Source organism: Winogradskyella sp., from assembly GCF_965656915.1.
Lineage (GTDB): Bacteria > Bacteroidota > Bacteroidia > Flavobacteriales > Flavobacteriaceae > Winogradskyella.
In genome coordinates this window covers 12,761-32,125 of the sequence record NZ_CBFHMI010000026.1, presented here as the reverse complement: position 1 = coordinate 32,125, position 19,365 = coordinate 12,761, and the positions used below count along the sequence as shown (strand labels likewise).

The following is a 19,365-nucleotide window of genomic DNA, read 5'->3' as shown; positions in this document are numbered from 1 at the left end:
AAGCAATAGCAACCAAAATAATTCTTTATTTAAAAATTCTATATTCTCAAACATCATTCTTCGTCTTCATCAGGTTCGTATGGATTGAGCTCTACGGAATCAACTATTCTTTCAATCATATCGTCCGCATAGGTATCATCAGCTCTCCAAACTAATATGATTTGCTGTCTAACATTATCTGCTCTAAACAACAAATTGATATAGTTTGAAATTTCTGGTTCATTATCACCTAAGGCAATATTCATAGTACCATAAGTCTTTAGTCCTTCAGCAGCGTTTGGTGTAATAAACTGATCTCTTTTTACTGTGATATTTTGAGCACCATCAGCTTCTAACTTTTTTAAATAATTCTCAGAAGTTCTTAATAGATCTTGTGCTTTCTCATCATCCGTCATTTGCTTTGGCTTTTCGCCTGGCGCAAGGGTTTCTTTAAAAGCAGTTGTACTTACCTGAATATCAATTCCTGATGCTTTGGATAAATATCTAAAAACAGATGTTTCAATCTTATCTTTATATTCTTCAGGCACCTCAATCTCTGTACGTTTTAAAACTTCTGGTGTTTCAATATAAATTGGCGGAAATCCGTAGGCACTTTGCACCCATTCTCCCTCTAATAATTCTTTACTTTCATGACCGATGATAGTATCTTTCACATAACCAAATCCATATTTTATTCCGAAGCCAACAAAAGTTGTAATAATCAGGAATAAAGAAATTACTACAGTAAGACTAATCTTTCTGTGTTTCTTCTTTCGTTCTTGTTCTTCTTTATATTGTTCATTCAATAATTTCTCTTCTTCTGTTGGCTCTGGCAGACTTGCTTTCACGGCATCAATTTCCTTATCTATTGTTGCCTTGTCCATCTCTGCTAGTACTGTATCTGGGGAAGATTTAGCGAATTTCACCAAGTCCGCTCTTTTTAATATGGCCTCAATATTTTTTATGGTGTCTTTAGTAAGTGGAATCTGATTTCCTTCTTTAAGTAATTGAAGGCGATCTATTAACTGATCTGTCGTGCTCTCTAATGCGCGGTCATACACTTTTTCATCTAAATATTTTCTAATAATAAACGTAAGTTCTGAGTAATAGTCTTTAACCTTTGAACGCATAAGGTATTGGCTTTCATCCAATTTTTGTATTGCCAGTTTAGCACGATCATATGGTGGTAATAATGCTATCTCCTCCTCTTCTGTTAATGGTTTTTTTCGCCAAATAAACCAGTACAATAGAAAAGCAACTAATGCAATCGCAGCAATTGCGCCCAAGATCCATTTCCACCAATTACTTCCACTTTTCTCAACTTCTATAATTGGTTTAATATCATAGAGTTTTTGTTTTGTAGTATCTACCTCAACGGTATTAACTTCAACTTTTAGAGAATCCGTAAAAAATGGATTATCACCTATAAGAATTTTTTGTCTAGGTATGGTGTAAGCTCCAGAATCGAACTGTGTTAGTTTATATATTCTAGACAATAAAAACTTAGTATCTTTTTTGGTGGTATCAATTTCTAAAGCTTCATCCAGTTCTAGAGGCATAAATGTTTGTCCCTCTGGAAAAACAACTAACGCCGTTGAATCTGCTTCTATATTTATTTTAAAGTTGATTTGTTCGCCGATTTTAATTTTTGTAGTATCGACTTCGGTTTTCACTTGCGAAAATGAAAAGAAAGACAAAAGAAAAAAGACCATATAAAAAACGACAGACAACCTTTTACGGAAAACCGAAGTTTTAGCTAGTTCATTATTCTTATATCTCAAATCGTATTTCATCATTCGCTTATCCTCTTCTTTTAAAATAACCTAGTAATTTTTTCACATAGCTTTCGTCTACTCTGCAACTTATTATACCAGCACCAGACTTTGTAAAGCTATCTTTAAAGTAACTCACTTTCTCATTATAAAACGAACCATAATTGAGTCTTACTTTTTTAGAAGCCGTATTAACTAATAACATTTCTCCCGTTTCTTCATCTTCCATCTGTACCATACCAACATTGGTAATAGTTTCTTCATGCTTATCATAGATTCTAATACCAGTGATATCATGTCTACCTGCGGCAATTTTCAAATTTTGCTTGTAGTCATCCGCAATAAAGTCTGAAAGCACAAAAACAATGGCTTTCTTCTTCATTACATTCGATAGAAATTTAAATGCCTGAGCGATGTCTGTTTTCTTGCTTTTAGGCTGAAATTCTAATAGTTCTCGAATAATTCTTAACACATGAGAACGTCCTTTTTTAGGTGGAATGTAAAGTTCTATTTCATCAGAAAATAGAATCAATCCTATTTTATCATTATTCTGTGTTGCCGAAAAAGCCAGTGTTGCAGCTATTTCTGTAACAATCTGATCCTTAAATTGATTTTTGGTACCAAAAAATTTACTACCAGAAACATCAGCCATTAACATCATGGTTAATTCACGCTCCTCCTCAAAAACTTTTATGTACGGCTCATTATAGCGTGCTGTAACATTCCAATCTATATTTCTAACATCATCACCATATTGATATTGGCGAACTTCCGAGAAGGTCATACCACGTCCTTTGAACGTAGAGTGATATTCTCCACCAAAAATATGATCAGACAAACGACGTGTCTTAATCTCTATTTTTCGTACTTTCTTTAGAAGTTCTTTAGTGTCCATGATTCAATTTTCGATTGAAGATTATTGATTGACGATTTGGAAAATCGAAGTTCGTATTCTTAAATCTAAAATCCTATGGTACTTCGATTTCGTTTACAATCTTATTGATAATGTCTTCTGAGGTTACATTTTCTGCCTCAGCTTCATAGGTAATTCCGATTCTGTGACGTAATACATCGTGTACTACTGCTCTAACATCTTCCGGAATTACATAGCCTCTTCGCTTAATAAATGCGTAACATTTAGCGGCAGTTGCTAAATTAATGCTACCACGTGGTGACGCACCAAAAGAAATTAAGGCTTTTAAATCACCTAATTTGTATTTTTCAGGATAACGCGTTGCGAATACGATATCTAGTATATATTTTTCAATTTTCTCATCCATGTAAACTTCCCTCACAGCTTCTTGCGCACTTAAGATTTGCGCTATAGAAACAACTGGATTTACTTTTTCATATGTTCCTTTTAGATTTGCTCTTACAATGAGTTGCTCTTCGTCTAATTTAGGATAATCTATTACTGTTTTTAGCATAAAACGGTCAACTTGTGCTTCTGGTAAAGGATAAGTTCCTTCCTGTTCTACAGGGTTTTGAGTTGCCATTACCAAGAATGGCTTATCCAAAATAAAAGTTTCATCACCAATTGTAACTTGCTTTTCTTGCATAGCCTCTAATAAAGCTGATTGTACCTTCGCTGGTGCTCTATTAATTTCGTCTGCTAACACAAAGTTGGCAAAGATTGGACCTTTCTTAATTGAAAAATCATTCTCTTTTATGTTATAAATTAATGTTCCAACAACATCTGCTGGTAATAAATCTGGAGTAAACTGAATTCTACTAAAACTAGCGTCAATAGCTTTTGATAGTGTATTTATAGCTAATGTTTTTGCTAAACCAGGCACACCTTCTAATAAAATATGACCTTGTCCCAGTAAGCCAATTAGTAAACGCTCTACCATGTGCTTTTGACCTACAATGACCTTATTCATTTCAAAGGTTAATAAATCTACAAATGCACTTTCTTTTTCAATCTTTTCATTAATCGATTTAATATCAATTGTACTCGTTTCTTCCATGTTTATTCTATTTAAGAGCTAAACTTTTTTTGTAATTTTTTAGAACTTGCAAAGTGTTAAAATTATTCGTTAGTTGCTGTTAACAATTGGTTAAAAAAAGATGAGCAAAACAAAAGTATTGCTCATTTTGCCTTAATAATTATGGATTAATATAATTAATACTGGAATTGTCTTATTTCTGTATATAATTTAGGGTTTAAAATCATCATGTTTTCGTTTTCATTAATACTCACAGATCTATCAATGTCTATTTCAATTATGAAATCATAAAAACGATTTGCTATTAACTCTGTCTCTAATAAATTTGATGGTTTAGAATTTCCTAAATCAGTAATTTCTAAATTGTATAATACGTTATTTAAATTGATGAAATTATTCTCACCTAACACCAGTCTTATTTCATAAATATGAATTGAATTTATTTGAAAATCATTAACCAATACTAATTCAGAGCCTTCAGTTATATCATTAGTATTGTGAGATCCTTGATTAATAGTTTGCAAACTCATCCATGTATTGGTGGAATTTTCGTCTGGTTTTACTCTAAGTTGAACGGCTTCAATATCGATAAAAACATTATTCAGCTCACCAACTGTACTTTTCAGATTTACACTAATACTAGACATTTCACCACTAGAACTAATATCTTCTTTAGAACAAGATGTAGTGCAAAATAATATCATTACGATTAACAATAGAGCTTTAATGGGTTGAAATTGTTTCATGATTTTGAGAAATGGAATAATTAAAAACAATAATACCTTAATCCTTAATATTTGAGTATTTTTATACACCAATTGCATAAAAATCAATATAAACTGTAAAAAAAGTGACATATTCTCGATTAATTGCAGGTACTATGACCTGGGGAAGTTGGGGCAAACAACTCTCAAAAAAAGAAATGGACGCTTTAATGCACCATTGTATTTCTAATAACATTACTACTTTTGACCATGCGGATATTTACGGAGCTTATACCACTGAAGCTGATTTTGGAAAGGCTTTCACAGATTCTGGGATTAAACGTGAAGATATTCAACTCATTTCAAAATGTGGTATTCAGTATGTTTGTGAAAACAGAGACAATAAGGTTAAACATTACAATTACAGTAAAGACTATATTATATGGTCCGTTGAAGAATCTTTAAAAAACTTAAATACAGACTATTTAGATTTATTATTACTCCATCGCCCAAGTCCTTTAATGGTTGCTGAAGAGATTGAAGAAGCAATAACACTTTTGAAAAAAGATGGCAAAATCAGAGACTTTGGTGTCTCAAACTTTACGCCTTCTCAAATGGAAATGGTTGGTTTACGAATAGATATAGATGTGAATCAGATTGAATTTTCATTAACTCAACATTCTGCCATGCATGATGGTGCATTAGATTATATGATCACAAATGGTATTAAACCAATGGCTTGGTCACCATTAGGAACTGTATTCAGGGAAGACAATGAACAAACCAGACGCATACACAAGCAGCTTGGTGAGTTGATGGATAAATATAATGCAACAGAAGATCAATTATTATTAGCTTGGATTATGAAACATCCTGCAGGTATCCACCTAGTTGTTGGCACTACTACTAAAGATCGACTTAACCACGCCGTTGAAGCATCAAAAATAGAACTTGATCTCACGGATTGGTTCTTAATTTTAGTAGCAGGACAAGGGCATAAGGTACCTTAATTGAGATTTTAGTCACAGTCAAAATTGAATTAGTAATTAAAAATTAAGATTCCTGCCTTCGCAGGAATGACAGAACTATGAAAAAAACAGCTTTAATAACAGGCGCAACAAGTGGTATAGGAAGAGCTACTGCCCATAAATTTGCGGAACATGGAATCAATCTAGTACTCTGTGGTCGAAGACAGCGACGATTGGATAGTATTGAAAAAGCATTATCTAAAGAAACAAATGTCCACACCTTAAATTTTGATGTACGTGATAGAGAAAAAACGCTCAATGCGATTGAATCACTTCCTAAAGAATTTCAGAATATTGATATCCTTATAAATAATGCAGGGAACGCACATGGATTAGACCCAATACAATCAGGAAGTTTAGATGATTGGGACGCTATGATGGATATTAATGTAAAAGGATTACTGTATGTCAGCAAAGCCATCATACCAAATATGACGGAAAGAGAAGCTGGACATATTATTAATATTGGATCATCAGCAGGGAAGGAAGTGTACCCTAAAGGCAATGTCTATTGCGCTAGTAAGTATGCTGTTTTAGCCATAACTGAAGGTATGCGTATTGATTTAAATCCATTTGGAATTAAAGTCAGCGCTATTAATCCAGGTTTAGTAGAAACAGAATTCTCACAAGTACGTTTTAAAGGTGACAGTGCTGCAGACAACGTTTATAAAGGCTATAAGGCGTTACAAGCAAAGGATATTGCAGAAATTATTTATTTCACAGTAACAAGACCAGCTCATGTTAACCTAGCTGATGTATTGGTATTTCCAACAGCACAAGCAAATTCTATCACATTAAAAAAAGATGATTGAAAGAAAAAGTTGCTTTCATAGAGGTATTGTATGATCAACAAAAGACTTCTCATAAAAAACTTACTTGCTCATAATGATGAGAATAGCTTCTATGATAAAAAACGAAAAATTGATATAAGTTTTAAAGAGGGAAAAGCTAAATTTTTAAAACATATCTGTGCGCTTTCCAATAGCAATCCAAAAAATAATTCTTATATCGTTATTGGAGTTGAAGATGAAGACAATAAAATAATTGGTGTAGATTTTTTTGATGATAGTAAAATTCAAAACCTCATCAATGCCTACCTTACACATCCTCCCATTGTACAATATGAAAATATCCCATTTCCGCATTTACCAGATGATAAAGTTGTAGGCTTAGTTACCATCAGACCAAACGAACAAATTACATCATTGCGGAAAAATATCTGGAAATACTATGGTGGTTCCGTTTTCTTTAGAGATGGAAGTATGAGTGTGCCAAAGGTGTTTGATATTGAAATTAAAGATGTCAATTCTAAATTAGTCTCTGCCATTGAAAATCATGCACAAAACAATATTAAACTAACCTTAGATGGTGTGTTTGATTTTATGAATAAGCGGCAAGATTATAAGCCACAATACAAAGTATTTAAAGAGTATTTTGTGTTGTGCTGGTCTGGATCTGATAAAATAGTTAAGGATGAAGTTTTTTACTCTAGAGTAGATATAGAACTTATAAATGAACAGGTACGATTATTCTATTCTGCATTAGACGAAGTATCTATAGATTATACCAACGATACGTTTAAAATTGTGGAGTATGTTAAGCTTGGTTTGCAACACTCTTATAAATATTTTAAACTTGAAGAAACATCCATTCATTTTGACAACAACGCAAACTATACTATAGAAGCTAATTTAATTTTTAAACCACCACAATTTGACAAAAAAGTGTTGTACCATATCTACAATACAAATAATACCATACTAGAAAAACTAGAGAAAAACCTCTCATTAGCAGAGCACGAAGAGGTAGATCTTGAAAATTTAGCAGCTAGTTATTTAATATGTTATCTCAATGGGTTTGATGATGCATTGCCTAAACTAGTATATGCCAAACCGTATCTTAAAAAATATGGCGACAATCTTTACAAATCTTATAAAGAGACAATTAGAATTTTACGTAAGGTCAAATACAGTTAGTTGGTCGTATTATTGGTAAATTTTACCGTGATTTTTTGCGTCTTGTCGAAGTTAGTTTTAAGCAATTACACGTTATACATTTTTTTTTGCAATTCAACATAATTTTTGCTGACTTAGTTAAAATTATATGCATTTTTATAGTGCTATTAATCAATTATAAATAACCTTGTTTCAGTCAATTAATCATGACAAAGAGACAAGGTTTTTTGCTTTAGTTAGATTCCAGAAAAAATTCTAATTCTTCTGTAATAACATGGCAGTCATCTTCTGTCCTTTCGACTTCAACATAATCTGAAAAATAAGTTTGATAATCGTTAGAAGTAACCTCTATGACATAGGCACCTTCACGCTCACCTGCACCAATAAAATAGTTTAAATTTTCAGTCCGCATTAGTTCTTCTGTATAAGAACCATCAGTAGCTATTACTGTTAATCCGTCTGTTATTATGGCGTTGTTAAATAAATCTTTTACGGTTACTTTTAAACCATAGATATAAACATCAGTACAGTTCTGTGGTCCTGAATTATCATCATCAGAATTACAAGAAAGCATTAGACAGGTCACCAATAGTAGTGTTAGCCTTTTCATAATTGTAGCTTTTTTTAATAAATGTAATGAAAAAACGATTTCCGTAAGTTAAGACTAAATAAAATTCAACTTTTCAAAAGAATTGTTTAAAACCTTAGTATCGTCAGCTTTAAGCCATTGACTTAAAATAGTGACGTAGATTGTTCTAAAGTCAATTTCGTATTTTAAATCACCATTTTTCATCTAAATCATTGAGACTTGCTAATTCATTATAAAAACCACCTTTTTTAAGATTCTTACCTATTACAAAAACATTATTTGCTGCACCATGCGGTGCCGTTCGCAGCATTTTGCTTAACACGTCTTCCAAATTCAGAAAAGGTTAAAATCAACGTGTCTTCAAAAGTTCTACTTCGTTTTAGATCTTTTACAAATGCCGCAACACTCTCTGCATATTGCGATAATAAACGTTTCTGTTTATTTGCTTGATTAGCGTGCGTATCAAAACCAGTATGAGAGTTGTAAAATACTTTGGTTTCTTAGCCAGAGTTAATGAACTGAGCTACATTTTTTAACTGTCTTGCAAATTTGTTTTGCAGATTATCTTGTTGTGATAATTTTACTTTAGTGTTTTCATAAATATACTTGGCTGAGGACTTAGCCTCAATCATGGTTTGATATAAGTAACCTAAATTATGTTCGCTTAAATGTGTGTCATTATGGTGCTCTAATATACCCTTAAAATATGGGTCTTTTGACAACCTGTAAAACACTCTATAATCATTTGTAGCAATACCATTAAAGTGCTCTCCTTTTAGTGCAAGACTTAGAACTTCATCTGTTTCAATAGCATTGTAGGGCTGTTTACCATGTTCATCTAAATATCTACCGAGCCATCCGCTTTGTAAATATTCATCAGAGCCACTGGCTGTTTGCCAGATATCCATAGACCTAAAGTGTGATCGTACTGGATTTGGGTAACCCACATTATTTATTAATGAAAGCTCTCCGCTAACAAACAGCGCTCTTAAAGGTTCTAAACTAGGGTGAAAACCCAAATCATCATTAACCTTTATGATATCTTTTGTGATTGCTAACTTAGGTCTAGCATTATAATACAAATCATTAGTGTAAGGAATAATTGTATTTAAACCATCGTTTCCACCTGCCAGCTGAATTATAACCAATCGCTTATAATCTAATTGATGAGCAGACACAGACTCAAATGCCTTAACAAAACCTGGGACAAAAAACAGACTACTTGCTAGTGCAGAGTTCTTTAAAAATTTACGTCTTTCCATAATTAACACATTTGATATTCTGGTAGCGACATAAGCTGAATACAATAATCTCGCTTAGAAGATTTACCTAAAGTTTCTATATATGCTTTTGTACCGCCATTGAGGTTACCTTGAATAATCATATTTGCAAGTTCAATGGTTTGCACAGACTTATAATTCTCTAAAAACGTGTCCCAATCTGGTAATGTTTTAAAAGGTAGTTTGCCCTCAGTTCTTTTAAAATATTGCTTTCTGAATTTATCGTTAAAATCACCATACGATTTAATAGAAATTAAGGCATTATTGAGTAATATAGAAGGCAATTTTAATCTAATCATAATGGTATTTGCACCTATCCAAGCTTTATCACCTTTCCAGCCTGCAACATTAGGTGGATCTAACAACATCTGACCTAGTATCTTTTGAATAACGATAAGGTCTATATGCCTTTCAAACTTTACTGGGACTGTATTTGCTATACCAACTAAAATTTCGATTGGTGATTTTATCTTAGTACCAATATTAATGTCTTCATAAAACCAATCAGACATAAATACAAAGCGCATTAAATTCTCAATATTGTAATCTTTAAAAAACACAACTGTCATAGCTTCGATATGCTTTTTATTTGGAGTACGATTTACAAAATAGCAATATACCTTTTCAGATATATATCTGGCACAGGTCCGCTGTTCTAATAGAATATCAATAATATCATCACCATTGAAATTTCCAGACTTTCCAAAAAATGACTTTATGCCATTGTCGTGCTGAAACTGCCTGAATTTAAAATTTCCATCAAAATCATGATTATATCCTGTAAATGCTCTTGCACTTTCTTTTATGTCTGTTTCGGAATATTGACCTTCGCCAATAGTAAACAGCTCCATAAGTTCTTTTGCAAAATTCTCATTAGGTTTTTGTTTTCTATTCTGCTTTCCATTGAGATATTTAAGCATTGCGGCTTCTTTAGAAATAGCTTTTACAAAATCGCCAAAATTACCAAGCGCGTATGTTCTAAGTGTATTATTGTATTGTTGTATGTGTTTAATACTGTTATCCTTGCAAACAAAGTGATTGGCCCAAAAGAGGGTCATACGCTCTCGAAGTATTTCTTTTGAATTCAACATTTTTTCTATCCACGCATAATTTAGATCTAAAAATTTTCTTCCTACTTTTCTGTCTTAAGGCCTTTGCGAGAGTAGGGTTTTCTTTAAGGTTTATACGATTTATACCTTCTAAAAAAGACAGATCTATATCTAATGGTGTGATAGATTTAGAATCTTCAAAAAGTCTTTCAACAATACTTAGCTTAGATTTATCTAACTGTTTTCTCAGTTCTCGTGGTTGAATACCAAACCCAGCACGCCAATATAAATGTTGAATTTCTTTTTGTATCATATCTCTTAGACTATTATTATATACATTGGTTTAATATCAACAAAAACTGTTCCTTAATAATACTACCCTCAATAAAAAAGCCGTTTCAATTGAAACGGCTTTATATTATGATAAATTGTAATTTATATCTATAAATCAAACTTAATACCTTGTGCTAAAGGCAATTCATCTGAGTAGTTTACGGTATTGGTTTGTCTTCTCATGTACACTTTCCATGCATCAGACCCAGACTCGCGTCCACCACCAGTTTCTTTCTCACCACCAAAAGCACCACCAATCTCAGCACCAGATGTTCCAATGTTGACGTTAGCGATTCCACAATCAGATCCTGCATATGATAAGAACTTTTCAGCTTCTTTCATTTCATTTGTCATGATTGCAGACGATAACCCTTGAGCAACTCCATTCTGTTTTTCAATGGCATTTTCTACATCTCCAGAATATTTCATTAAATACAGAACAGGTGCAAATGTTTCATGCTGAACAATTTCAAAATGATTCTCAGCTTCTATGATCGCTGGCTTTACATAGCAACCAGATTCATAACTTTCACCTTCTAAAACTCCGCCTTCAACTAATACATTTCCACCTTCAGTTTTTGCTTTTTCAATCGCAGCTAAATATGTGTCTACAGCGTCTTTGTCAATTAAAGGTCCAATATGGTTCTTTTCGTCCAAAGGATTTCCAATCGTTAATTGATCATATGCTCCAACAATTGCATCACGTACTTTATCGTAAACCGATTCGTGAATAATTAAACGACGTGTAGATGTACAGCGCTGTCCACAAGTACCAACAGCACCAAAAACAGCACCAGGAACTACAACTTTTAAATCTGCAGTAGGTGTTATGATAATCGCGTTGTTGCCACCTAATTCTAATAATGATTTCCCAAAACGTTCTGCAACTGTTTTACCAACAATTCGTCCCATACGGGTAGAACCTGTTGCAGATACTAATGGAATTCTAGAATCCGTCGTCATAAATTCACCAACTCTATAGTCTCCGTTTATTATGCAAGAAATACCTTCTGGCATATCATTTTCTTTTAATACTTCTGCTATAATGTTCTGGCAAGCGATAGAACACAATGGTGTTTTTTCTGAAGCTTTCCACACACAAACATCACCACAAACCCAAGCTAAAGCTGTATTCCACGCCCAAACGGCAACTGGAAAATTAAATGCTGAAATAATTCCTACAACCCCTAAAGGATGCCATTGTTCTCTCATAACGTGTCCTGGACGCTCAGAAGGAATTACTTGTCCGTTTAATTGACGTGATAATCCAACAGCAAAATCACAGATATCAATCATTTCTTGAACCTCACCATAACCTTCTTGTAAGGACTTACCCATTTCATAAGACACTAACTTACCTAAAGGCTCTTTTAAATCTCTTAATCTATTTCCAAACTGACGAACAACCTCTCCACGTTGTGGTGCTGGTACATCTCTCCAGGATAAAAACGCGTCAGTTGCAGCATCCATTACTTTATCATAATCTGCCCTGGTTGTTGCTTTTACTTTACCTATCAATTGTCCATCTACTGGTGAATAGGATTCGATAATCTCACCATTGGAAAAATTATCTGAACCTGTTGAAGTTCCATTGTTTATTTCTTTTACTCCTAATTGCTCAAGAGCTTCTTTTATTCCGAAATCGGTAGCTACTGCTTCCATATATTCTTGTTTTTTATGAATTATTAAATTAAAGCACGAAGTTACTAATAATTTGTCAGTTTTTCTTGAAGGATGAGGTCTAAAAATGTAACTTTAAAGCACTAAATAAAACCAGCACATCATGAAAAAAATCATTCTATTAATTCTTATATTTCTTCTTTGCCTTACATGTAAAAATGAGACTAATTCTGAACAAACAGAAGAAGCAAAAACTACAGCTGAAGTTTCTAAAAAACCTGAATTTGCCATTATCATCCACGGTGGAGCAGGCACCATACTCAAAAAAAATATGACTCCAGAACGCGAAGCTGCATACAAAGCTAAATTAGAAGAAGCTATTAGAGTTGGTTATAATGTTCTAAAAAATGGAGGAAGTAGCTTAGATGCCGTTACCAAAACCATTAATGTTATGGAAGATTCACCTTTATTTAATGCAGGCAAAGGAGCTGTGTTTACCAATGCAGAAACTAACGAGTTAGATGCGTCAATTATGGATGGGAAAACTCTGAATGCTGGTGCTTCTGCAGGCACAACCAATGTGAGAAACCCAATTGATTTAGCCAGAGCTGTTATGGATAACTCTAAGCATGTGATGCTATCTGGTAAAGGTGCCGAAATCTTTGCCGAAGAGCAAGGTTTAATTATTGTAGAACCAGAATATTTTTATACCGAAAGACGTTTTGAATCTCTTAAACGTGTTAAAGAACGTGAGGCTGAAAAAACAAGTAACGCAGAAACAGTATCTGCTTATTTAGATTTTTATGATGCTGATATTAAAAATGCTAAATTCGGAACTGTTGGTTGTGCAGCACTTGATAAAGATGGTAATCTTGCTGCTGGAACCTCAACAGGAGGTATGACCAACAAACGTTATGGTCGCGTTGGTGATGCTCCAATAATTGGATCTGGCACTTATGCTAATAATGCAACTTGCGCTGTGTCTAGTACAGGTTGGGGAGAATATTTCATTAGAGCACAAGTAGCACACGATATTTCTGCTTTAATGGATTACAAGGATCTTAGCCTAGAAGAAGCGTCTAAAATTGTTTTAGACAAAGTTGCAGCATTAGGTGGAGATGGTGGTATAGTAGCAGTAGATAAAGATGGTAATATGGTGGCTGAATTTAATACAGCTGGCATGTATAGAGCTACCATGAATGATAAAGGTGAATTAGTGATTGGTATTTATGAAAAATAGTTTTTTGTGAATAATTTAACACAGCACAAAAATCTAAACCTTTAAAAATAGCCGTACTTATTTAACAAGAAAGCACCTAACTCTCTTTTTTAAGTCGAAGTTTTACCACTAAATCCATCAACATGAAAATCCAAAAGATCCTTGCCTTCCTAGCTCTAATTGTAATCACATTTTCATGTAAAAAGAAGCCTGTAGAAACTGACAATATCTTTAAGTTTAGAGATTATATAAGCTATACAACTTCTGGAGTGGTATCGGTAACAGCACCAATTAGAATTAACTTGGCACAAGAGGTTGATGGTTGGGAAGCAGAACAAGAGTTAGACGCTGGTTTAATTTCTACACAACCTCATATTCAAGGCACACTAAAAGCAGTCAATAAACACACCTTAGTATTTACACCAGATGAAGCTTTAGAACCTGCAACAGCTTACGGAGTTACAGTAAAATTAGGAGATATCTATAAAACAATTCCTGCTGAGTTTAAAAACTACACCTTTGAGTTTAAAACTATTACTCCAAGTTTTAGCATCATGACTAACAATTTGCAATCCTACAGTAAAGAATGGCAATATGTTTTGGGTCAATTACGCTCTTCGGATGTGATTTTACTTGAAGATGCTAAACAACTAGTCACCGCAAAACAGAACAAAAAAGACTTAAATATTGTTTGGCTAGAAGTACCAAAGCCTTCTAAATATTTTGAGTTTAGAATAGATAGCATCAAACGTCAAGTAGAAGATAGTAAAATTGATATCACTTGGAATGGTAAAGCGATTAAAGCCGACAATAAAGGTGAAAACTTCATCACTATTCCTGGTAAAAATAACTTTAGTATTGTTGAGACTAACGTCATTCAAAACCCAGAACAATATTTATCAATAAACTTTTCAGATCCTTTAAAAAAGCAACAGAATTTTTCAGGTTTAGTAACGATTCAGAATGTAAAAAACCCAAAATATATTGTCAATGGTAATGTTCTTAAAGTGTATCCAGATACCAAATTAGTTGGCGATATTAGAGTTGACGTATTCACTGGAATCAAAAATACAGATGGTTTTAAACTCAAAAACCCATTTACACAAACACTAACCTTTGAGGAATTAAAACCACAAGTACGTTTGATTAGTAATGGTTCAATACTTCCAAATTCTAAAGATTTAAAATTCAACTTTGAAGCAGTTAATCTAAGTAAGGTTGATGTGCGAATCATCAAAATATTTGAAGACAACGTACTTCAGTTTCTTCAAGAAAACAACATGAATAGTAATAACGAATATCATATAAAACACGTTGGTCGTCGTATTGCAAAAGAGACCATTACTTTAGTTCAAGATGAAGCTCAAAACACTGGCAAATGGAAAGCCTACAGTATCGATTTATCTAAGTATTTACAAGCAGATCCAGGATCTATTTACAGAGTAGAAGTTAGTTTTAAACGCGATTATTCCTTGTACGATTGCTCATCTAACTCAGAAACCACAGAAATAGATGAAGACGATTATTACGATGACTACTATGATGATTATTACGAAGAAGATTTCTATGCATCTGATGATATTTCTGAAGAAGAAGCAGAACTTAGAGAAGAACGTTATTGGGATAATTTAAGTTACAGCTACAAAAACACTAATTATAGATATCGCGACAGAAATAACCCTTGTACCGATTCATATTTCAACTATGGAAATCGTACTGTAGCACTTAATGTAATCGGTTCAAACCTTGGTGTTATTGCAAAACAAGGCAATGATAACACGTACTTCTTTGCGGTAACCGATATCCTAACTACAAATCCTGAAGCAAGTGCTAAAGTTACTTTATACAATTTTCAGCAACAAGAACTTGCAAAAGGAAATACAAACAGTGAAGGTATTATAGAAATAGATGCTAAAAAACGTGCGGCTTTTGCCATCGTTTCAAAAGGAAAAAACATAAGCTATGTGAAGTTATTTGATGGTAATTCTTTATCGCTAAGTCAGTTCGATGTCTCAGGGAACAGATTGCAACGCGGACTAAAAGGTTACATCTATGGAGAACGCGGAGTTTGGCGACCAGGTGATAGCTTATTCTTAACTTTTGTATTGAATGACAAAGCGAATAAATTACCAAAACGTCATCCTGTAAAATTAGAAATTACAGATCCTGTTGGCAAGTTGGTGTATAGAAAAATATCACTAGATAACATTAATAATTTCTATGATTTTATAGTGCCAACATCATCAGATTATAAAACCGGAAATTACAATGCTAAGGTCTCTGTTGGTGGAGCTAACTTTACTAAAAACCTAAAGATTGAAACCGTAAAACCCAATCGACTAAAAATTAAGATTGACTTTAAAAATGAGGTAATAAAAACTAAAGAAGGCTTAGAGAGTGACTTAAATGTAACATGGTTGCATGGTGCACCTGCAAAGAATCTAAAAGCTGAAGTTAAAGCTAAATTTACCACAGCTTACACCAGTTTTAAAGGTTACAAAAACTACGTTTTTAATGATCCAACTAAAAAATTTAGCACTAAAGAAACCAATGTGTTTGAAGGAAATCTAGACAGCAGTGGAAATGCTAAAATTGATACAGAATTAAACATTGGAAGTAATGCACCTGGTATGTTAAATGCACAATTCTTAGTGAGAGCTTTTGAAAATGGTGGCGATTTCTCACTCGATGCATTCACAATGCCATATGCACCTTATGAGAGTTTTGTTGGTCTACAATCACCTAAAGGTAACAATTATGGATCGTTCTTTACCGACGAAAATCACACCTTTGATATTGCTACAGTGACTGCTGAAGGCAAACCAATTCAACGCAACAACTTAGAAGTAAAAGTCTATAAAATTGAATGGCGTTGGTGGTGGAATTCCTCTTACGACAACTTATCAACTTATGTCTCGAGCAGTTACCATAGACCTGTTCAGCAATACACTATAAATACAGATGCAAAAGGTAAAGCAAGTTTTAAAGTCAACATTCCTGAAAATGACACAGGTCGTTATTTAATCAGAGTGTTTGATCCAGCGAGTGGACATGCCACAGGACGAACAGCTTATTTCTACAAAAACTGGTGGTCTAATTCACCATCAGGAGATAAAGAAGCGGCTAAGATGCTAGTTTTTTCCACAGACAAAGAAAATTATAATGTTGGTGATACAGCAAAACTAACTTTTCCTTCAGGTAGTGAAGGTAGAGCTTTGGTTAGTATCGAAAATGGAACTGAAGTGTTACGTCACCAATGGGTAAAAACGAAGCCTGGAGAAACCACAGTTGATATTCCGGTAACGGCAGAAATGGCACCGAATGTGTTTATTAATATTTCATTATTACAGCCTCATGCGGTAACCTCAAACGATTTACCAATTCGTTTGTATGGAGTCATTCCGATGCTAGTAGAAAATCCGGCAACGAAACTGGAACCACAGATTAATATGCCAGATGTTATAAAACCTGAGCAATCTTATGAGATCAAAGTCTCTGAAAAGAATAACAACGCGATGACCTACACCATTGCAGTAGTTGAAGAAGGACTGCTAGATTTAACGCGTTTTAAAACACCAAATGCCTGGAATAGCTTCTACGCTCGTGAAGCCTTAGGCGTAAAAACTTGGGATATTTTTGATGATGTTATCGGAGCCTACTCTGGTAGCATAGATCAAGTCTTTGCTATTGGTGGAGATGGAGCTGCAGCTAAAGGTAAAAACAAAAAAGCAAATCGCTTTAAGCCAGTTGTTACCTATTTAGGACCTTTCCTTTTAGGCGAAGGACAAACCAAAACGCACCAACTAAAAATGCCAAATTATGTGGGTGCAGTGCGTACTATGGTTGTTGCTGGTAATAACAATACAGAAGCTTACGGAAGCGCAGAAAAATCTGTACAAATTAAAAAGCCTTTAATGGTTTTAGCAACCTTACCACGTAAGCTAAGTCCTGGTGAAAAAGTAACCTTGCCTGTTACTGTTTTTGCTATGGAAGATAAAGTAAAAAACGTAAATCTATCTGTAAACCTTAGTGATGGTATTACTGTAAAAGGTAGTAAAACACAATCGCTTCAGTTCAGTAAACCAGATGAAAAAATGGTCTATTTTGAATTGGACGTGACCAAAGCAAAAGGCATCAATACCATTGAAGTTGTGGCTACAGGAAATGGCGAAAAATCAACGTACAAAGTAGAGATTGATGTTGAGAATCCTAACCCTTTTACCTCTCGTGTAATTGATAAAAAATTACAAGCCAATGGGAATCAAACTATTGCTTTTTCAACGTTTGGAGTGCCAGGAAGCAACTCAGCAACGGTTGAGTTTTCAACCTTACCTCCAATGGATTTTACAAAACGCATGGAGTATTTAATTCGATATCCGCATGGTTGTGTAGAGCAAACTACATCTGGTGTTTTTCCACAATTATTCTTGGCAGATATCATTAATTTAACACCTCAAAAGAAAAACCAAGTACAGCGCAATATTGAAAATGGGATTAGACGTTTAGGACGTTTCCAAAATACAACTGGTGGCTTAGGCTATTGGATGGGTGAGAGTACTGCAAATGATTGGGGAACTAGTTACGCTGGTCATTTTATGATTGAAGCTGAGAAGAAAGGGTTTATACTTCCACTTACTTTCAAAAACAATTGGATTAACTATCAAAGACAAGCGGCTCGTAACTGGAGACCAAGCTATAAAAACTATCACAGCGATTTTGCACAAGCCTATCGTTTATATACATTAGCTTTGGCTGGCAGTCCAGATTTGGCGAGTATGAATAGACTACGAGAGTTTGCAGAAATCTCAAACGATGCCAAATGGAGATTAGCTGCAGCTTATGCTTTAGCCGGACAGAAAGAAGCAAGTGACGCCATTTCTGAATCTGCAAATATTGATTTTGAATCAGACGAAGAAGACAACTATACTTATGGCTCGGTATATAGAAATAGAGCCATGGCTTTAGAAACCATGCTATTGACTAATCATCCAAAGAAGACAGGCTTAGCAAAAAGCATTGCTAAATCATTATCAAGCAACCGATGGATGAGTACACAAACCACAGCTTATAATTTATTAGCAATTGGTAAAATGATTACTCAAAATGGAGGTAAATATTTAAAAGTCACGTATAGTATCAATGGCATAACAGAAACAATAGATACTAAAAATGGAATTGCGCAACGCAATATTCCAATTAATGATGGCTCGAATCAAATAAGTGTTTCTAACGAAAGGGATAACATGGTTTATGTTCGTATTCTAAATTCAGGAAAATTAAAATTAGGAGATGAGATTGCCGAGCAACGTGGCTTTTCAATTTCAACCGTTTATAAAGATTTACAAGGCAATACCATTGATGTGTCCAAATTACAACAAGGGCAAGATTTTGTAGCGACAGTAAGTATTTCTAACCTAACGCGAGATTATGTTAATGATGTAGCCTTAACGCAAATTTTTCCATCTGGTTGGGACATTGTTAACACACGTTTTACAGAATTTGGAGATACAACAGTGAGTCAAGCAAGGTTTACAGATATACGTGATGACCGCGTCAACTTCTATTTTGACATAAATAGAAAAGGAAAATATGGTACAAAAACATTCACTGTAATGTTAAATGCATCCTATTTAGGAACCTATTATTTACCAGGTACTCAAGCCGAAGCCATGTATGATAATGATGATTATTTGGTTAGAAATAAAGGAAAATGGGTTACTGTTGAGAAGTAATCAAAGCCCTGCGCAGGCAGGAATCTCTTAAATTGAATTGTCATTCAAAGCAAAGCGAAGAATCTCATGATATGAAAAGAGATACTGAATCAAGTTCAGCATGATAAAACAATAAATAAACTAAAACTTGTCGGTCGACAGATAAGAATCCTAAGA

14 protein-coding genes and 1 pseudogene are annotated in these 19,365 nt (G+C 34.0%); 5 read left to right on the top strand and 10 right to left on the bottom strand.

The annotated features are described in order from the left end of the window. Positions 1-53 precede the first annotated feature (53 nt). The 4 genes from ACTG3Y_RS08270 to ACTG3Y_RS08255 form a co-directional block, all read right to left on the bottom strand. On the bottom strand, positions 54-1,772 hold the full coding sequence (locus ACTG3Y_RS08270; protein WP_439152455.1) for a hypothetical protein: 1,719 nt from the start codon (positions 1,770-1,772) through the stop codon (positions 54-56). A 7-nt stretch (positions 1,773-1,779) separates the two neighbouring features. Continuing rightward, positions 1,780-2,646, bottom strand: a complete 867-nt coding sequence (locus ACTG3Y_RS08265; RefSeq protein WP_439152454.1) for a DUF58 domain-containing protein — start codon at positions 2,644-2,646, stop codon at positions 1,780-1,782. Between the two features lie 73 nt (positions 2,647-2,719). Continuing rightward, positions 2,720-3,721: an AAA family ATPase gene (locus ACTG3Y_RS08260; protein WP_439152453.1), complete on the bottom strand. Its 1,002-nt coding sequence runs from the start codon at positions 3,719-3,721 to the stop codon at positions 2,720-2,722. A 155-nt stretch (positions 3,722-3,876) separates the two neighbouring features. Next, positions 3,877-4,446, bottom strand: a complete 570-nt coding sequence (locus tag ACTG3Y_RS08255) for a DUF4382 domain-containing protein (protein WP_439152452.1) — start codon at positions 4,444-4,446, stop codon at positions 3,877-3,879. A gap of 104 nt (positions 4,447-4,550) precedes the next feature. Here ACTG3Y_RS08255 and ACTG3Y_RS08250 point away from each other — a divergent pair, with 104 nt between their 5' ends. From ACTG3Y_RS08250 to ACTG3Y_RS08240, 3 genes are all read left to right on the top strand, one after another. Beyond that, positions 4,551-5,414 (top strand): aldo/keto reductase, encoded by an 864-nt coding sequence (locus ACTG3Y_RS08250; protein ID WP_439152451.1) that lies wholly within the window; start codon positions 4,551-4,553, stop codon positions 5,412-5,414. Between the two features lie 77 nt (positions 5,415-5,491). Then, positions 5,492-6,244: an SDR family NAD(P)-dependent oxidoreductase gene (locus ACTG3Y_RS08245; protein WP_439152450.1), complete on the top strand. Its 753-nt coding sequence runs from the start codon at positions 5,492-5,494 to the stop codon at positions 6,242-6,244. A 30-nt stretch (positions 6,245-6,274) separates the two neighbouring features. Then, positions 6,275-7,408: an ATP-binding protein gene (locus ACTG3Y_RS08240; protein WP_439152449.1), complete on the top strand. Its 1,134-nt coding sequence runs from the start codon at positions 6,275-6,277 to the stop codon at positions 7,406-7,408. A gap of 211 nt (positions 7,409-7,619) precedes the next feature. Here ACTG3Y_RS08240 and ACTG3Y_RS08235 read toward each other — a convergent pair whose 3' ends face one another. The 6 genes and pseudogenes from ACTG3Y_RS08235 to amaB form a co-directional block, all read right to left on the bottom strand. Continuing rightward, positions 7,620-7,997, bottom strand: coding sequence for a hypothetical protein (locus ACTG3Y_RS08235; RefSeq protein WP_439152448.1), 378 nt, complete (start codon positions 7,995-7,997; stop codon positions 7,620-7,622). A 254-nt stretch (positions 7,998-8,251) separates the two neighbouring features. Further along, positions 8,252-8,395 (bottom strand): annotated as a pseudogene (locus ACTG3Y_RS08230) (DUF1501 domain-containing protein); the annotation flags it as partial. An 81-nt stretch (positions 8,396-8,476) separates the two neighbouring features. Further along, complete coding sequence (locus ACTG3Y_RS08225; protein ID WP_439152447.1) at positions 8,477-9,238, bottom strand: DUF1501 domain-containing protein; 762 nt, start codon at positions 9,236-9,238, stop codon at positions 8,477-8,479. A 2-nt stretch (positions 9,239-9,240) separates the two neighbouring features. Next, on the bottom strand, positions 9,241-10,347 hold the full coding sequence (locus tag ACTG3Y_RS08220) for a DUF1800 domain-containing protein (protein WP_439152446.1): 1,107 nt from the start codon (positions 10,345-10,347) through the stop codon (positions 9,241-9,243). Next, positions 10,274-10,618: a hypothetical protein gene (locus tag ACTG3Y_RS08215; protein WP_439152445.1), complete on the bottom strand. Its 345-nt coding sequence runs from the start codon at positions 10,616-10,618 to the stop codon at positions 10,274-10,276. Before ACTG3Y_RS08215 ends, ACTG3Y_RS08220 begins: the two co-directional genes overlap by 74 nt. 128 nt (positions 10,619-10,746) lie before the next feature. Beyond that, positions 10,747-12,300: an L-piperidine-6-carboxylate dehydrogenase gene (gene amaB, locus ACTG3Y_RS08210; RefSeq protein WP_439152444.1), complete on the bottom strand. Its 1,554-nt coding sequence runs from the start codon at positions 12,298-12,300 to the stop codon at positions 10,747-10,749. A gap of 121 nt (positions 12,301-12,421) precedes the next feature. Here amaB and ACTG3Y_RS08205 point away from each other — a divergent pair, with 121 nt between their 5' ends. Continuing rightward, a complete protein-coding gene (locus ACTG3Y_RS08205; RefSeq protein ID WP_439152443.1) occupies positions 12,422-13,498 on the top strand; it encodes an isoaspartyl peptidase/L-asparaginase family protein in 1,077 nt (358 codons plus the stop codon). Positions 13,499-13,620: 122 nt separating this feature from the next. Further along, positions 13,621-19,209, top strand: a complete 5,589-nt coding sequence (locus tag ACTG3Y_RS08200) for an alpha-2-macroglobulin family protein (RefSeq protein WP_439152442.1) — start codon at positions 13,621-13,623, stop codon at positions 19,207-19,209. Positions 19,210-19,365 lie beyond the last annotated feature (156 nt).